This is a genomic window from Acinetobacter sp. FB (assembly GCF_056033405.1).
On record NZ_CM148502.1, the window covers coordinates 1,182,269 to 1,198,860 of the forward strand.

A 16,592-nucleotide genomic window follows, 5' to 3' on the forward strand; every position below is an offset into this window, starting at 1 on the left:
GATCATCAGAATGGATGCTATAAAGTATTAATGAATCTTTTATAATGCTTTGCTGCTATCTTAGGACATTCAAGCATTGGCATATGGCCAGTATTAGGTAATTTCACTGAATGGGCATGTGGAATAATCTCAACAAAATGCTCTAACATATCTACATCAAGTAATTTGTCTTCTTCACCCCAAATTACAAGTGTTGACATCTTAAAAGCATCTTTACTTTTCTCTGCGCAATTAAACTCAGTTATTTCCTGCATTACTTGTAAAGATAATTTAAACAAGCGCTCTCGTCGATCAGCTAACTGCTTAGCAAGCATTAATCTTACAGAATAGGGCATCCATTGCTGCTTTGATGCAGCTAATGATAATAAGTCATTAAATTCTGAAACTGAATTTACAATAAATGGATTTTTAGCTCCATGAAATGCTGCTTCCAATACACTGTGAGTTCTTGGTTTTAAACCCGCAGAATTTACAAGTCCTAAGCTAGCTATTCGATGAGACCATTTGTGAGCCATGAAAATGCTTATAAAACCTCCCATTGAATTTCCAAGTACGTGAACTTGATTTATACCTAAATGATCCAATAACTCGATCATTCGTCGAGCTTGTCTCTCCACACTGTAATCAGCATTTGATAAATAGCCAGTCTGACCATGTGCAGGTAAATCAGGAATGATCACATGATAGTCCTTAGCAAGATAACGCGCGAATCGCACCCAATGTGATTTATCCGCACTTAATCCATGAATTAACAATATTGATCCCTTTGATTTCTTATTTTTTTTATTACTTAACCAATGTACTTGGAAGCCGTCAATTTGATGATGGTGAAGTTTAAATCCATAAAATCTACTTTCATTGTATAAGGTTTGACGATACAAAAGCTTACCAGTAAATATCTGTAAAGGTTCGAATCTACCTGTTGAACGCCAAGGAGTTGACACTCCCCATTGTTGATATAATTTTTTAACATCAATAGTGGGCTGATTCAAAACAGTTCCTAATTCATTTTTACTCATCGTTTTGTTGCCCCCAATTTATTTTGGCTAAATTAATTACTTCTCGTGTGTGTAGTTGAATAACCAAATTATGATTTGAACATGTAACATATAGGAAATATGGTTTTTAATTAATTCAACAAGATACTTGCTACAAAAAATCCTATCTCAAATTATTAAAGTGATTAAATAAAGGCAATGACAATTTGAATCACTAGAGTTGCTAATATGACCATTATTAAATTCATGTTTGGTCATGAGTAAAATCAAAATATCACGGCAAGTTATCAAACGCTGCTTTACTAGCTAGATTCAACATTATGTTGTTGCACTAACTTTCAGGAAGCAATTTTCTCAGCTAACCAGATGGTTGGATAAAGTAAAACGTTAGGAAATTATCAGCAAGAAAATCACTATGACATCACTGATTTTTGGATTGATGGAAGACAGTTAGGAAGTCAATTTTTGAAAATAAATAAAGATATATTTAATGTTTTTTGATAACTAAATCTCAGAAAATTAAGGAAAAATGAGCTCAAAGCAAATACCATCTGGAGTGTTGTAAGCCAAATATTCACCTTGATGAAGGGTCATAATTGAGGCAACGATGGATAAACCAAGACCTCCAGTTTGGCTGCTTTGATGGCGGCTAGAAATACATTGATAAAAGCGTTCAAACAGAGAATCAAGATGCTCGTTTGCAATGCTCGTATCACTGGTGATCACATATAAACTAGTCGTGGAGCTTGGTTCATTTTTTTTGTTGTTTCGACTGCCAATATAGATCTGACGTTGCAAACCACCATGTGTCAGTGCATTCGAAATTAAATTATAAAGTGCTCGTTGTAGTAATTCTGGATCAGCCAATATTTGGGTTTGTTCTAACTGCAAAAGAAACTGGCAAGCTTGTTCTTCGGCTTGATGCTCAAAAATGTCACAAATCGTCTCAACCAAGTTGGGTAAATCGACCCATTGTTTATTTAACATCACCATCTGACGATCCGCACGTGCAAGAAAGAGCATACTATCAATCATACGTTTTAGGCGTTGGTAATCTTCTAAATTTGAATACAGCAGTTCTTTGTATTGCTCATCTGTACGCTCACCCATGAGCATGATTTCCGTTTGTCCAATCAGGTTATTGAGTGGAGTACGAAATTCATGTGCAATGTCTTCTGAGAATCGGTTGAGTTGCTGGTATCCGATTTCAATTCGGTTCAGCATGGTATTGATGTCTACTGTCAGTTGTTCAATTTCTGAGGGAGCTTGATCAAGCTGAATTCTTTGCTGCAATTGATGGACATTGATTGCCTGAGTTTGTTGTTGCAGTTTTCTTAAAGTACTGAGTCCAAAATGGCTAGCCAGAGCAGATAATATAAAAATCAGTACAACCCCGATGCTCACTGAAACCAATAAACCGTTACGGAATGGCTCAAGAATATTGAGACGTTCAGACCATTGCTTGCCCGCAATGAGCACATAAGGCTTTTGATGAATGTTGATCGTTTTCCATGACAAGCGTGTTGGGTGTTCGGTCTGAGTCAAATCTGTAAATTGGATGCTGCTTGAGGTTGCCAATTTGGGAAGGGGAATATTTAAGGGATTAATATCAATTAGACGTTGATTATGATCCATTAAAATAAACAAGTTATCTTGGTTGCCTAACATATTTTGATAGAGCTTAGGACGAGCAACAATTTGATTTATATTTTCACTATCTTGTAGAAGTATTTCGAGTCGTTCAATTCGGTCCGTCAGAGCACGATCTTGTTGGATAATTAAAATTTGATTAATCCCAACATAACTAATCATTGCCACTACGCATAAAACGAGAGCGCTGCAAAAAGTCACCAGTAGAGTGAGTCTCAATTCTAATGAGCGAAAGATATGATTCATCATGCTTGAACCGATAGCTTATAACCTAAGCCCCGAATCGTATGAATTAACTTTAAATCATGTCCATCATCAATTTTGCTGCGTAAGCGACGTACAGCAACATCGATAAAGTTAGTATCTGTATCAAAGTTAATATTCCAAACTTCTGATGCAATTTGGCGGCGCGTAATAATTTCATTTTGATACAGAAGCATAAATCGAAGTAGGTTAAATTCCTTCTTACTAAGGTCGATTAATGTATCTTCTCGCCAAACTTTGTGTTGTGTTAAATCCATCTTTAATGAAGCAATCGAGAGCTCATTTTCTTGATTATATTGTTGGCGCCTTAAAAGACTTTTGATGCGAGCAAGTAATTCGATATAGGAAAATGGTTTTGCTAAATAATCATCTGCACCTAGTTCTAAGCCTTTGACACGATCTAAAATCTGATCCTTTGCAGTTAGAAATATCACGGGAACCTTAGAAAATTGGCGAAGTATTTTCAATACATCCCAGCCATCGAGATCAGGCAACATGACATCTAAAATCACCAAAGAATAGGATTTCATTTTTAATCTTTCCAAACCTTCTAGTCCTGAATGGACGCACTCCGCTGTATAGCCTGACTCAATCAAGCCTTTTACTAAATAAGACGCGATCTTCGTTTCATCTTCGATAATCAGAATACACATTTTTGTTCAGACTCTTTGTGAACATGACAATTTTGTAATGTGATTGTCATGCTGTGGCGGAATGGATTTGTTTAAGATTTTCAAAGCATATCAGGCAGGAATCAATATGAGTAAGCTTAAAATTCTTGGTTTAACGTTACTGTTCAGTAGCACTGTTGCACACTCTATGGAGTTGAAGCAAGTTTATTCATTGGATCTTCAAACAGCCAAAGTATTAGTCAATGAAGCTGAGCGCGTATGCAAAAACATTCAGCAAAATATTGCAGTCGCAGTTGTTGATCAAGGTGGTAATACGCTTTATGCACACCGCCATGAGTCGGTGGGTCCACACAATTTAGATGCTGCAGAGCAAAAAGCATTTACAGCATTATCAACGAAAACAGCGACCTTGGCTTTGAGTCAAACAGCAAATAGCAATCCTGATGCAAAAAATTTGACCACCGTTTCTAAGCTGCTGTTATTGGGCGGTGGATTACCTATTCGATACCAAAATCAAGTGGTCGGAGCGATTGGCGTTGCTGGAGCAGGCGGTGCTAAAAACGATGATTACTGTGCTACATCAGCCATTCAAATATTGAAAAATCTGTGAGGAGTTTATGATGTTAAAGAAAATCTTACCTTATTCGCTCATCTTATTCAGTTCAGCGGCATTTGCTGAACCGAACCCATTAAGTGTCCATGTTCTTAATTTGGAAAATGGTTTACCTTCAGTAAATGTTGAAGTTGTTCTTGAAAAAAGCTCTGGTGATCAGTGGATTAAATTGAATCAGAAATTTACAGGTGAAAATGGGCGGATTACTGCGCTATATCCTGAGAACAAAGCGTTGGAAAAAGGGATTTACAAAGTGACCTTTAAAACTGAGGCTTGGTTCAATCAACAAAAGCAACAGACCTTTTTTCCAGAAGTTCCTGTGATTTTTAAAGTGGATGGAACTGTTAAACATTATCACATTCCTTTGTTACTCAGTCCCTATGGTTATTCAACTTATCGCGGTAACTAGAAAATCAAATTGTTAAATAGATATTTTTTCTTATCACGTACAGTAAATTCACTAGCGTTGAATTAAACATTTAATGCTAGTTGTACGTTATCCATTCTTGATTTACATAGCTTGATTGCTGATGTCATGCTGGAAATTTTCTAGTATTTTGGAAATGGCAATCTTGAATTTGACTAGACCTAAGCTATGAGTCACCGCAATACGTCGAATTTCGGCATCTTGATCATTAAATAATTTTAATGTTGTAAATAAGTTATTAAACACTCACAGTATCTTTTACAGAAGAACGCTTTGGAAGTGAACTGAATTTTAAATAAATCAGCAGCAGTTATCATTGCTACTTCAACAAATAGAACCCCAATAGCTGTCAAAATCTGTTGTTAATGAAATATCAGAAAGTATTTCACCAGAATATGGTGTAGGAAAAAAATTTTGTGGCTGAGTATGACCTTGTATTGATTCATGCAAAGCAATCGATTCTTGGAGGAATTGAACAGGCTGTCTCATTTCAAGTTTCTGCCCTCTATAGAAATAATCCAGAACTCATTATTAGCCGAGAATTACTATTTACGTTCCGAAGAACTTGAATTTCCAAACTTAATTAGATCTTAAGAACTTAAATTTATCCTGATAAAAATATTTTTGAGGATAGATCAGTGAGTCAACAAGTGAGCGTATTACGAAATAAAAAAATATTTCTCAGTATTTGCACATTGGTCTTGATGATTTTAGGACTTGGGTGGGCGAGCAGTTCGGAATTAAATAAAAGTAAAGCGGAAAAAGCCAAGACACAGAATGTAGTCGACAATCAAACAGAAACAATAGATGTGTCTGGTAATCAGATTCTAATTTCGCCTACACAGATTCAACAAGCAGATATTCAATTACAAACTTTAGGGCAAGCGACAAGAGAAGTACAACTCGCACTGAGTTTGCAGGGGCAAGCGCAGTGGTCACCTCAAAGTAAAGTGGTCTTAACAAGTCCTGTAGCGGGGATAATTCAACAGGTATTGGTACAACCTTTAGCCGAAGTTAGTCTCCATAGTCCTGTACTGGCCATTCATAGCCCTGATTTAATTCAGATTCAAAATGATATTTTACAAATTCGTGCACAACTGCAATTGGCCAGTCAAAATTTGGCACGTGAACGTAGTTTATACGCTGAAGGGATTATTGCTGAAAAACGTGTACAGGAAGCCAAGAATGTAGCGCAACGACTGAATATTGATCTGAGTGCCAAGCAACGTATGTTGCAGTTTATGGGAGGAAGTAGTAGTCAGGGACTGAACCCCGTGGTGTATGTTAAAAGTCCCGCCAGAAGCAGTGTAGAAAGTTTACAGGTATCTGTAGGTCAATATGTAGAAACTGGCGCAGTACTGGGTCAGTTGGTGAATAGTGATCTACCTTTGCAATTAATGTTGCAAGTCCCTTTAGCAGATAGCAAATATATCCAGATTGGCGATCTGGTCAAAGTTGAGGGATGTGAAATTACCGGATTGGTACAACAAATTGCACCAGCACTTTCAGACAATACGCAATCTCAAAATGTCCTAGTCCAAATGCAGGCTAAGGATAAATGTTTAAAAGTACAACAATTTGTTAAAGCGAATATTCAAAGCCATAACCCGACAACAAAAACTGCATGGGTAATACCGAGTGCTGCCTTAACTTTAAAAGATAACAAGCACTTCATTTTTGTCAAAAATCAAAATGGTTTCGTGGCAACGCCTGTGGAATTGGTGAGAGCGAACCAGCAGCAAAGTCACGTGATTGGAAATGCATTAAAACCTAGAATTCAAGTTGCTGTGAAGGGTGTCGAACGTCTAAAAGCCGTTTGGTCAGGTTTCGGTGCAGAGCAGGCAACACCTGCCAGCAGTAGCACTGCGGTGAATTGAGGTTAGGCGCATGTTAAAACGTATTATTGCATTTTCACTGAGTCAACGAATCCTAATGTTGTTATTGGGTATGGCGATTAGTGTTGCGGGTTATTTGGCATTTACCAAATTGCCGATTGATGCCTTTCCCGATGTATCAAGCACACAGGTTCAAATTGTGATGAAATCTCCTGGTATGACGCCAGAAGAGGTGGAAAGCCGTATTGTGGTGCCGATAGAACAGGAAATGTTGGGAATCCCTCATCAAACTGTACTACGTTCACAATCTAAATATGCCATTGCAATCATTACCCTAGATTTTGCAGAAGGGACAGATCCTTATTGGGCTCGACAACAGGTCAATGAACGTTTGACTGGAGTCATGCCAGCTTTGCCTGACAATGCCTCTGGGGGGATTGCGCCGATGACGACGCCATTAGGTGAATCTTTTATGTTCACTTTACATGGCCCTATGAGTGATATGGAAAAACGAACCTTGCTCGATCGGGTCGTCCGTCCACAGCTCAGAAAAATTGAAGGGGTAGCGGATGTCAATGTCCTAGGTGGTTTGGCACGTACCTTTGAAGTGACACCCAACCTAGATGCTTTAGCATCGAGAGGTCTATCTCTTGATCAGTTAAAACAAGCAATTGAATTAAATAATGCAAGTGACGGTGCAGGGCGTTTGAATGAAAATGGAGAATCATTACTGATTCGTAGTGATAGTCGTGTCACCAATTTGCAAGAACTGGGCGAGATTATTGTTTCCAATCATCAAGGGACGCTGGTGCAAGTGAAAGATGTGGCTGATGTCCATACAGGTGCACTTACCCGTTACGGAGCGGTAACTGAAAATGGTCAGGGTGAGGCTGTTGAAGGAATTGTCCTTACCTTAAAAGGCGCCAATGCTCGTCAGGTTGTGCAAAGTGTGCGTGAACATTTGCATGACATTGAGAAAAATTTACCCTCGGGCGTTTCGATCAAGCCTTTTTATGACCGTGGTGAACTGGTGAATCGCGCTATTCATACCGTAAGTAAAACCTTAGTCGAGGCGATTGTACTTGTCCTGATTTTATTGCTGTTGTTTTTAGGCAATTTAAGGGCTGCTTTGGTTGTTGCCGCGATTTTACCTTTATCTGCGTTGAGTACTTTCTTAATGATGCGTCAGTTTGGATTAAGTGCCAACCTGATGTCATTGGGTGGTTTAACTATTGCCATTGGTTTGCTGGTCGATGCGGCGGTTGTTGTGGTGGAAAATATCGAAATGCAATTGGCCGATGCACACGAGTCCAAACATCGTTCGTTTTTGCCGCAGTTGAACGTTATTTATCGCGCGGTTTGTGAGGTGGCGGTACCTGTGACTGCAGGAATGATCATTATTATGCTGGTCTTCATTCCATTGATGACGTTGCAAGGCCTAGAAGGGAAGCTTTTCTCTCCTGTGGCGCTCACCATTGTCTTTGCATTGTCGAGCTCACTTATTTTTTCATTAACGATTATTCCAGTGCTGTGTTCTTATTTCTTGAAATCTCAAGCACATCACACGCCGTATATTGTTGCCAAGCTGGAACAGGCATATCGCAAGGTGTTAAATGCAAGCTTGGCCCATCCGAAACGTGTTTATGCTTTGGCTGGAGGCGCTTTGGTGGCTGCTGCACTCATCTTTCCACTCATTGGTAAGTCTTTTATGCCAACCATGGATGAAGGTGACACCATATTGCAGCTGGAAAAAATGCCATCGATCAGCCTACAAAATTCAATTGCACTTGATCTAGACATTCAAAGAAGAATTTTAAAACAAGTTCCTGAAGTGACCCGCATTGTGGCAAGAACCGGATCGGATGAACTTGGTTTGGACCCCATGGGCTTAAATGAAACTGATAGCTTTATCATATTGAAACCGCAAGATCAGTGGCAGGGACAAAGTAAGGAGCAGATTTTAGCCAAGATTCGCCATGTATTGGCCGACGTTCCTGGGGTCAATCTTACCTTTAGTCAGCCGATCGAAATGCGGACTTCAGAAATGTTATCCGGTGTACGTGGAGATTTGGCTGTCAAAATTTTTGGTACCGATTTAGACCAGTTGAATCAGCTATCTAAGCAAATCTCTACTGTGCTACAAGGGATCAAAGGCAGCGAAGATGTTATGACTTTGGAAAATTCTGGAGTGCAATATCAGGAATTACGTATTCGTCGTGATATGGCTGTTCGCAATCAGCTAGATAGCCAAAGCATACAGGCACAACTCAAAATGCTCATCGAAGGGCAGCAGATTAGTTCGATTATTGAACAGGGGCGACCAGTTCCATTAATGATGAAAGGTGATCCGCGTCTGGGACAATCCAGTTTTGACCTCGCGAACATGAATTTACCTGTTGCAAACTCAGCTGCTGTACCGTTGTCCTCTTTAGCAGAAATGGTCAAGACTGAAGGCGTCGTCAAAATTGACCGGGAAAATGCCTCAAGAATGTCCGTTGTCCGTGCCAATGTGCGTGACCGGGATCTGGTTGGTTTTGTTGAGGAAGCAAAACAGCAAGTTGCCCAGAAAGTTAAATTACCAGCCGGCTATTCATTGAAATGGGGTGGACAGTTTGAAAATCAACAACGTGCAGCAGCACGTCTGATGCTGGTCGTCCCAGCAGCGTTGACCATGATTTTCTTCCTGCTCTTTACAACTTTAGGGTCTGTTCGTCAGGCAGTACTGGTTTTTGTGAATATTCCCTTTGCATTAATTGGTGGAGTTATAGCCTTGGCCATCACTGGTGAATATTTATCGGTGCCTGCTTCAGTCGGATTTATTGCCTTAATGGGGATTGCCGTACTGAATGGTTTGGTAATGATTGGTTATTTTAACCAACTTATTTCACGCGGTGTTGCAATTGAAGAAGTGGTTCGAGAGGGGGCGATGAGACGTTTACGTCCAGTAATGATGACTGCAAGTATCGCTGCTTTGGGCTTAATTCCGTTGCTCTTTACCACTGGGCCAGGTGCTGAAATTCAACGTCCATTGGCGATCGTGGTAATTGGCGGGTTAATTTCCTGCACTTTACTGACGCTGATTTTACTTCCTAATTTGTTCAAACAATTTGGTTTAGTGCGAGATACTCATGTCTGAAATGTGCCAACTCTCTATCAACGTCTCTAGTGATATTGCGGAAGAATTAATGAGCCACTTATGGCTCATTCCAGACATTGTGACAGGATGTACCTGTATCTCGGCACAAGGTTTCGGTAGCCGCCAACATTATCGCAACATTCAAGAAAAAATTCAGGGTGCGACTGAGCGTAATTTGATTCTGTTGATTTTACCTCTTGAAAATGTACCTCTAGTTTTAGCCCATATTCAAATTAAATTTAATTCAAGTGACTGTTTTTATTGGGTAATACCAACAATGATATCAGGCTATGCCAGTCAAGGAGGCGTTAACGAATGAAACGAGAGATTAAGACTCAACCTCATTTTTTGGGTAAAGCCATACGTTTACTATGCCTAGGCTGTTGTATGATAATGACTTCTATCGTATCTGCAAAATCCGAATTAGATCAAATCTTGCCACCGCTTGATGCGATTAAGCAAAGCTTGTCACGGCATCCAACTGTTCGGTCGGCAATCGCAGATCAGGACTATGCCAATTTTGCAGGACAGGGCTTAAAACTAGGTCAACCCTGGACTGTGCGTGCAGGTATGCAACTTCGTAACAGCAATCCTCAAGATGATCAAACCAAGTCCAATAGTTATGAGCCAAACTTTGGTGTTGAAAAGCAGATTCGTTTACCGAGCAAATACCAGCTGGATCAGGATTTGGCGCAACGAGGGATGAGTATTGCAGAATTAAAATTTGAAGATGCAAAACATGAAGTTGCTAAAACTTTGCTGAATCAGTGGTTTGTATATATGCGCAGTGCTTTGCAATTGATGCGCTTAGAGGAACAGCAAGCAAGATTACAGAACTATATGCAAATGACCCAGCATCGTATTCGTGCTGGAGATGCTCCACGATTGGAACTGATGCTGCTCAGCAATGAATCGCGGCAAATCGAAGAACAATATATGCAGGCTAAAACCGCTTACTACCAAGCACAGCAGTTATTGTCACGTGATTATCATGGAAAAATTCCAGAACATTGGAGCAGTGATGTCATCAAAATTCACCCACTCGAATATACACAGACTGAATGGATACAGCGTATTTTGTCTGATAACCATGAGTTGGAACTTGCCAAAATGCAAGCAGCTCAGCAAGATGCATTAGTCAAAAGAGAGCAACTCAATCGGCTACCTAATCCTACGGTTGGAGTTGGGTATAGTCGTGAGCAGTCTGGTGTTGAAAACTTAATGAGTGTAACCGTTTCAATTCCACTTGCCAGTAGGCAAGTTCGCATAGCTTCTGGTATGGCCATTGCAGAGGCTCAAAAAGCTAATTTTGAGATTGGACGAATAGAAAACCGTTTGCGTCAGGAAACGCAATACTGGTTCACGCAAATGACTTCGGCAAGTGAGCGGAGTGAGCAGGCCCAACAGAATTTGGCACGGTTACAGCAACAACATGGATTAATGCAAAAAGCATATAAGCTCGGCGAATTGAGTTTAAATGAACTGTTACTTCATTCACAGCAGCTGGTTGATGCACGTGGTCGAATTGATCAAGCTAAAATTGATTATGCCGAAAGCTTGAGTTTTCTATTGCTGAATTCACATCAATTGTGGCCTTTACATGAGAATCATGAGGTGGATTAAAACAATCGAGTACTGATATATCAATATCTTTTGTGGTCGTTATTCAGATGGTATTCATTCTTTGCCGAATGAGCGTGGCTACTGATATCACTAAAATAGAATATAGATTTGCAAGTAGCAGAATGAGAGGTTAATTCAGGCATGAGAATATTATTAGTTGAAGATGATGCTTTATTGGCTAAGGCGACAGCAAGAGGGTTAGATCAGAAAAATTATTTAGTTGATATCGCTACTACAGCGGAGCAAGCCTACCATTTTTTGGCGAGTTATGATTATCAATTTATTTTGCTGGATTTAGGTTTGCCAGATAGAAACGGATTAGAAATTTTAAAGTCAGTGCGGCGTAAAAAGAATAAGCTAGGAGTAATTATTTTGACTGCTCAAGATAAAATTCAGGAGCGGATAGCAGGTTTGGATGCCGGTGCAGATGATTTTGTTATTAAGCCTTATGATTTATACGAAGTTATTGCAAGGATTCAAGCTGTATTACGTCGTATATCAGGTGAAGCTAGTAATATTGTTCAGATAGGCAATATTGCTATTAATCAAGCAGCTAAACAGGTATTTATTAATCAGACTGAAGTTGAACTAACCCAAAAAGAGTTTCACTTACTTGAACTGCTTATTCTTAATCGCGGTCGAATTATTTCACGAGAGAGTATAGAAAACTCATTCTATGCTTATGATGCAGAAGTGAGCAGTAATGTGATACAGGTATATATTCATAATCTACGTCGCAAACTTGGAAAAAATATCGTTCGTACAGTGCAAGGCTTTGGATATATCATGGATGAAAATTACTGATGCCTAATTTAATTCGAAGTTATTCACTGACTCGGCGTTTATCCTTAATTTTACTGGCGATTACAACTAGTGTCTGGGTGGGTAGTTTAGGATGTATCTACTGGGGAATGCAGCGGGCGGCAAACAGTATTTTTGATAAATCATTAGCTGAAACCGCTCATGCTTTACTTTCAACCACATCAAGTACACTAGAGGGGCGAGTCCCTGATCATACTGTCATCGAGAAAGCTCAAGGGGAACATTATAATCAAATTATATTCCAGATTTGGCATAAAAATGGAAATTTGATCTATCGTTCAGTTGGTGTGGACACTCGTCCATTTGTTCAGCAAGTCAATTTTGGCTGGATTAAAATTCACAATAAGACCTATCGTAGTTATTCGGTTTGGGACAATACCAATACTATACAAGTACAAATTGCTCAAGTCTGGACGATTCGTCAGGATATCCAGAGAGATATGCTGCTATTTTTGATTGTAGTTTCAGCATTTTTTTTCCCATTATTATCTTGGTTGATTTTAAGAACTATTCGGAGTCATTTGGCCACTGTATTTAATATCAGTCAAAATTTAGAAAAGCAGTCAATTGAACATTTAAAACCTATTAACCCTATTGTGCCCAAAGAAATTGAACCTTTAGTAAATTCATTAAATACATTATTGACTGAAATTGCGGAAAGCATGCAACGTGAAAAACGTTTTACATCAAATGCAGCACATGAGTTACGTACTCCTTTGGCTGCAATTCGTATGCATGCACAAGTTTTGCTGAGTGCACGTTCTACCGAAGAAGCAAGAGAATCAGCGCAGGACATCATGATTGGAATTGATAAGGCTTCTCGGATGATCACACAGTTACTGACTTTGGCTCGGATTGAACATAATAATCAACAAATAGACAGCAAAATTGATCTGGTCAATATTATTCAAAATACACTTGCTTTAATGGATTTTCAGCTTGTTCAGGCGCAAATTGATTTGGAATTAAAATTAGATTCTGCTCCTGTAATAGCGCAAATGGATCAATTGGAAATTATGTTTCGTAATCTATTAGAAAATGCCATCCTATATCGTACTCAAGAGCGTAAACCTATCATTAAAATTAGCTCTGGCTGTTTTGAAGATTATAGTTTTTTGCAGATTGAGGATAATGGTATCGGTTTAGATGAAGACCAGATACCTCTGATATTTCAAAGGTTTTATCGAGTGAATCAGAATAGTTTAGTTATTGGCAGTGGCTTAGGCTTATCAATTGTTAAGCAAATAGTCGATTCTTATGGCGGAAAAATTGAGCTACGCCGTGCAGACAAGACTGGTGGAACAGTGATTAGAATCGAATTAAACAGTCCTAAAATATTTGGAGTGTAAAAGTTTTACAATCATCTAAATGAAATCTATTTTGAACATTTAAACGTAGATTGAGAGGCTATGGCTTTTATCCATTAAATATTCAATATAGTTTTGGTGGTTTCTGGTTTTAAGTAATTTATTTAATTTGTATTTTTAATTATTAACAACTTTCCAAAGTTATGTGTAATCCTGAATGAGTGCTGTTACAAGATGTATAAATAGCTAGATTCTCTTAAAAGTCTGTTTCAGTATAAATCCATATATTGGAATTTATAGGACAAGTTTCATGACAGTAAAGCATGGTATCTTTTTTAAATGTTTTTTAATTTTGGGGCTTATGGCAAGTTCTGTTATAACTAGTGTTACTTTTGCAAGTTCTGAACAGGCATGGAGCAAACATGATCAGAATGTCAAAATGGCTTGTGTTAAAGCCAGTCAGTTTAAAAATGCCAAACCAGTAAGCAATATGATTTTATTTGATGACCGTGTGGGATATTCAGCACTCTTGATTCAGGGACAATATCCGCAAGCCCATATGAAAAACAAAACGGGTCAAGAGCTTTGTTTGTGGAACAAAACTACGAAGAAGGCTTATTTATCTGAAGCAGTTATGAAAGTACGCTAATGGTGGAATATGGATAGTGCTTTAGGGATAAAACATAAAAAATATTGGTAAAATTTTCTGTGGTAAAAATATATACAAAAGATAATATAATTTATATTTATTTATCATGTACTTGGTTGTGTGATTTAACTATCACTTTTTCCGCTAGTTATCAAAAAGCTCTCGTAAATACGGGAGTTTTTTATCCTTATTTTACACCTCATCAAATTGTTAAATATTAAAGGTAGCCTCTTAATTTTTTTCATCAAAAATAATCTGTGATAATAAGATTATGAAAAGGGCTTATAAATAAAGCCCTGTTAAAATTTATTCTTAGATTTTAATTTTTTTTAGTCCACGATTTATACCATTTTCTAATGCAATTTTGATAATTGAACCAATAAATGGTACACGACCTTTGAAGGTAATACTGTAATCTAAGCGAGAACGATTATTTCCTAAATCACTGAATTTCATTATCCCACGGTGAGCTTTGATTGGTGCAATACCACTAGTGATAGCATATTCAATTAGTTTGTTTTCTTGATAAACAAGGTTTGTTTCAACAAAAGAAGGTGCTAAAGGAATCGACATTTTACGTGCTGACCCAACACCATTACGGCTGTCTTTTCCATTACTTATGCGCGTAATTTTTGCTGGCGCAAAAATTTTGTTCAAATTTTCATGTTCGCTGAAGGTTGCAAAAACTTTTTCTACGGGTGCATCGAATTCTTTTATGATGTTGATATGTTGAGTTTTTAGCATCGAATTATCCTTTAAGTTAATTTGACATGAGCTATTGTCATAATTGGATATTAGCACCCTTTAAAATCTTAGGGAATTACACTTCATCGGAGTCTTTCGATATAGTATTTGCTATTGAAATAATTCGATTTCTCATAAGTATGAATTTATATCCCAATTGATAACTGAAACCCCAGACAATTTCAGCCTATAAGACTTAAAATTCAAAAAATATTTTATTAATAATTGAAATATTTAGAAAAATTTATAGATTATAAAAAATAAGACTTAATAAAGACAACTAAAAGCTTAGGAAATATAAAATGGTAGCAATAATTAAAGCATTAATTGATGAAAAATATCTGGGGAATTAAAAGAAGAGGCTTCACTCATCTATATATACTGCTTGCTCTAGGGAAGCATAAAGCTCAATACTATACTGAAATAATCATAAAACGTTTATTGGGAAAAATATAGGTGGATGATCAAAGATTTCCGATCACAGCGATCCAATCTTTTATTTTTCAGATCAAAGCTTATACACCTGATAATCAAAAAACATTAATGATAGTGCTCTTATTTCTTATATATTTGCTCATTGAAAAAATTATTAAACACACTCCGTAAAGACCAACTTTATAGTTTAGCCGTTGTTTGTCACCTTGAATTTCTTCATTTTCTTATAAGGTTAAACAAGGACGTACAACAATGAAAAAAGCAATATTTCTCTTAGGTTCAATCGGTATCTTGGCAAATATGCCAATCTTAGCTGCTGATCTAAGTATTGGTGACCCGAAAATGCAAGCGGGTGAACTGAAACTGACAGGCGCAATCCGTACCCGCTATATTCACAAAGATTATATCGTTGAGGCCAATGAAGGTTCCAAAAATGATGACTGGCAACTGGCCGATATCAAGGCGGTCTTGAGTTATGAAAACCCAGACTGGATTGCATCAATGGATGTGCGTTGCTACCAATATGACCGCTTATGTGATGCACTGTTTTTAAAAGATGCTTGGGCAGGTTATAAATTTTCAGATCAGCAACGCCTGACAGTCGGTTTTCAATCGGTTGATTTTGGTTTTGGGCGACTCTGGGGCAATAGCTATTATGAAACTTTACTCAATACCGTTGGATTGGAAGACATTCAAAACCTTGGGGTGAAATACCAGTTTAAGGACAATCTGTATAACTTCATTCTCGGTTTTTACCCGACCGATGGTGGAAATTATAAAGGTACTTCCAAGGATTCCAGCCGCTATAGCGGTAACTTTGTGCGCGCAGATGATCTGACCCAAGGTACCGATATTGATGAAAAGAATATGTGGGTGACGCGTTTATCCCGAAAGTTTGAGCTAGATCAATCCCAGAACTTCTCTACGGAAATTGGTGGCTCTTACTGGTATTCGGAATTGGAAAATAACCGAACCAATAAAGATGGACATCGTAGTACATGGAGCATTTTTAACACCACCAATTATCAGGCATGGCAATGGTTGTTCTTGGTAGGAGAGCAGGACATTAAAAATGCAGATGATCTTTTACCGAAAAGTTCGACCATTGGTGCATTTGATTATCCCTATCAGGTGGCCAACAAAGGCAAATATATGGCCAATGAAATTAACTACACCTTTGCTAAGCCTTTCCATCAGTTAGAAAATATTAAACCCTATGTGTCGTATAGTCGTTTTTATAAAGATGAATCAGGCTATCAAGATTCGGATCGCTTAATCGCAGGTCTATATTTTAACTATAAAAAAGTCGGCATACAGGGGGAATATATCTGGAGTCGCAATGACCCAATGACGGGCAGTGGTGCAGATGGATTGGCGCAAGGTGAGAGCAATCAATGGAATAAATTGTTCTATTTATCCTTGGGTTATTATTTCTAAACTCAGCGTTGAAAATGAGC

15 protein-coding genes are annotated in these 16,592 nt (G+C 38.2%); 10 read left to right on the top strand and 5 right to left on the bottom strand.

The window, feature by feature from the left end; genetic code table 11:
• Positions 1–17 precede the first annotated feature (17 nt).
• The 3 genes from AC0JIQ_RS05500 to AC0JIQ_RS05510 form a co-directional block, all read right to left on the bottom strand.
• Positions 18–1,019: an alpha/beta fold hydrolase gene (locus AC0JIQ_RS05500; protein WP_474202874.1), complete on the bottom strand. Its 1,002-nt coding sequence runs from the start codon at positions 1,017–1,019 to the stop codon at positions 18–20.
• Between the two features lie 498 nt (positions 1,020–1,517).
• A complete protein-coding gene (locus AC0JIQ_RS05505; protein WP_474202875.1) occupies positions 1,518–2,897 on the bottom strand; it encodes a heavy metal sensor histidine kinase in 1,380 nt (459 codons plus the stop codon).
• Positions 2,894–3,565 carry a heavy metal response regulator transcription factor gene (locus AC0JIQ_RS05510; RefSeq protein WP_474202876.1) on the bottom strand — a complete coding sequence of 224 codons (672 nt, stop codon included), beginning with the start codon at positions 3,563–3,565 and terminating at the stop codon, positions 2,894–2,896. The genes AC0JIQ_RS05505 and AC0JIQ_RS05510 overlap by 4 nt, the downstream gene beginning before the upstream one ends.
• A 106-nt stretch (positions 3,566–3,671) precedes the next feature.
• Between AC0JIQ_RS05510 and AC0JIQ_RS05515 the strand changes: the two genes are divergently transcribed.
• Entirely contained in the window at positions 3,672–4,154 is a 483-nt protein-coding gene (locus tag AC0JIQ_RS05515; RefSeq protein ID WP_151708062.1) for a GlcG/HbpS family heme-binding protein, read from the top strand.
• A gap of 10 nt (positions 4,155–4,164) precedes the next feature.
• On the top strand, positions 4,165–4,566 hold the full coding sequence (gene uraH / locus AC0JIQ_RS05520; RefSeq protein WP_474202877.1) for a hydroxyisourate hydrolase: 402 nt from the start codon (positions 4,165–4,167) through the stop codon (positions 4,564–4,566).
• A gap of 102 nt (positions 4,567–4,668) precedes the next feature.
• Here uraH and AC0JIQ_RS05525 read toward each other — a convergent pair whose 3' ends face one another.
• A complete protein-coding gene (locus tag AC0JIQ_RS05525) occupies positions 4,669–4,830 on the bottom strand; it encodes a hypothetical protein (protein WP_201775123.1) in 162 nt (53 codons plus the stop codon).
• Positions 4,831–5,222: 392 nt separating this feature from the next.
• On the opposite strand from AC0JIQ_RS05525, the gene AC0JIQ_RS05530 reads away from it, so the two are divergent.
• The 7 genes from AC0JIQ_RS05530 (at position 5,223) to AC0JIQ_RS05560 (ending at position 13,956) form a co-directional block, all read left to right on the top strand.
• Positions 5,223–6,461 (top strand): efflux RND transporter periplasmic adaptor subunit, encoded by a 1,239-nt coding sequence (locus tag AC0JIQ_RS05530; RefSeq protein ID WP_474202878.1) that lies wholly within the window; start codon positions 5,223–5,225, stop codon positions 6,459–6,461.
• A 10-nt stretch (positions 6,462–6,471) separates the two neighbouring features.
• Positions 6,472–9,555: an efflux RND transporter permease subunit gene (locus AC0JIQ_RS05535; protein WP_474202879.1), complete on the top strand. Its 3,084-nt coding sequence runs from the start codon at positions 6,472–6,474 to the stop codon at positions 9,553–9,555.
• The gene (locus AC0JIQ_RS05540) at positions 9,548–9,874 is read left to right on the top strand and encodes a DUF3240 family protein (protein WP_474202880.1); all 327 of its coding nucleotides are present in this window, start codon (positions 9,548–9,550) and stop codon (positions 9,872–9,874) included. The genes AC0JIQ_RS05535 and AC0JIQ_RS05540 overlap by 8 nt, the downstream gene beginning before the upstream one ends.
• On the top strand, positions 9,871–11,178 hold the full coding sequence (locus AC0JIQ_RS05545; RefSeq protein ID WP_474202881.1) for a TolC family protein: 1,308 nt from the start codon (positions 9,871–9,873) through the stop codon (positions 11,176–11,178). The genes AC0JIQ_RS05540 and AC0JIQ_RS05545 overlap by 4 nt, the downstream gene beginning before the upstream one ends.
• A gap of 141 nt (positions 11,179–11,319) precedes the next feature.
• On the top strand, positions 11,320–11,982 hold the full coding sequence (locus AC0JIQ_RS05550; RefSeq protein ID WP_474202882.1) for a response regulator: 663 nt from the start codon (positions 11,320–11,322) through the stop codon (positions 11,980–11,982).
• The gene (locus AC0JIQ_RS05555) at positions 11,982–13,349 is read left to right on the top strand and encodes an ATP-binding protein (protein WP_474202883.1); all 1,368 of its coding nucleotides are present in this window, start codon (positions 11,982–11,984) and stop codon (positions 13,347–13,349) included. The genes AC0JIQ_RS05550 and AC0JIQ_RS05555 overlap by 1 nt, the downstream gene beginning before the upstream one ends.
• 268 nt (positions 13,350–13,617) lie before the next feature.
• On the top strand, positions 13,618–13,956 hold the full coding sequence (locus tag AC0JIQ_RS05560) for a hypothetical protein (protein WP_474202884.1): 339 nt from the start codon (positions 13,618–13,620) through the stop codon (positions 13,954–13,956).
• A gap of 312 nt (positions 13,957–14,268) precedes the next feature.
• Here AC0JIQ_RS05560 and AC0JIQ_RS05565 read toward each other — a convergent pair whose 3' ends face one another.
• Complete coding sequence (locus AC0JIQ_RS05565; RefSeq protein WP_241281578.1) at positions 14,269–14,700, bottom strand: SRPBCC family protein; 432 nt, start codon at positions 14,698–14,700, stop codon at positions 14,269–14,271.
• 687 nt (positions 14,701–15,387) lie between these two features.
• Here AC0JIQ_RS05565 and AC0JIQ_RS05570 point away from each other — a divergent pair.
• Complete coding sequence (locus AC0JIQ_RS05570; protein WP_474202885.1) at positions 15,388–16,572, top strand: porin; 1,185 nt, start codon at positions 15,388–15,390, stop codon at positions 16,570–16,572.
• The last annotated feature ends 20 nt before the right edge of the window (positions 16,573–16,592 follow it).